This is a genomic window from Gordonia gummivorans, assembly GCF_022513585.1.
GTDB lineage: Bacteria > Actinomycetota > Actinomycetes > Mycobacteriales > Mycobacteriaceae > Gordonia.
The window spans coordinates 1-659 of record NZ_JAKWBF010000090.1; the positions used below are offsets into that span (position 1 = coordinate 1).

General features: G+C 59.8%; 2 protein-coding genes. Both read left to right on the top strand.

Annotated features, from left to right (window positions below):
- On the top strand, positions 1 to 295 hold a 295-nt coding region (locus tag MKW15_RS24225), incomplete at its 5' end, for a WXG100 family type VII secretion target (RefSeq protein WP_240862954.1).
- A gap of 106 nt (positions 296 to 401) precedes the next feature.
- A partial coding sequence (locus MKW15_RS24230; RefSeq protein ID WP_240862956.1) for a hypothetical protein occupies positions 402 to 659 on the top strand: 258 nt, incomplete at its 3' end.

Consider the following 659-nt stretch of genomic DNA (forward strand, 5'->3'; position numbering starts at 1 on the left):
GGGTGGCGAGTACTCGTATGATCCGGGCGCGGCGCAGGCTGCCGAGGAGCGGGTGGGTTCGGCGGCGTCGAACTTGCAGGGCGCGGTGGATGAGTTGCGGGATCATATTCAGCGGTTGGCTGGTGCTTGGCAGGGTGGCGAGCATGATGATTTTTCGGGTGTGCAGGGCACGGTGATGAATGGGTTTGATTCGATCACCCAGATTTTGTCGCAGATTCAGGAGGCGGTGGGGGAGAACACCGAGAATGTGTCGGCGATGCAGAATCGGATTCGGCAGACCATTCATCAGGGCTGATCTGGTGGGTCGGCGGTAGCGAAATTCGGTTGTTGTTGTGGTGTGGCACCGCGTGAAGATGAGGGTCTTTGCGCGGTGCTGTTCTGTTTTCGGGGAGGTTTAGGTTATGCCTGCTGCGCGGTTGCCGGAGTTGGAGACGTTTTTGTCGCCGGGGCACAAGTCGTTGTGGTTGTCGGGTGAGCCGGAGACGGTGACTGCGGGTGGGCGGGAGTATCTGGATTTCGCGGAGGATTGTTTCAGTGCGGAGCGTCTGCTGCGGGGGTTGGAAGGGCAGACGTCGGAGTATCTGGGTCCGGAGGCTGATCAGTTCCGGGAGAAGTTGGATGATTCGTTGCCGGATTGGTTGTCGAAGACGGGTCGGGCT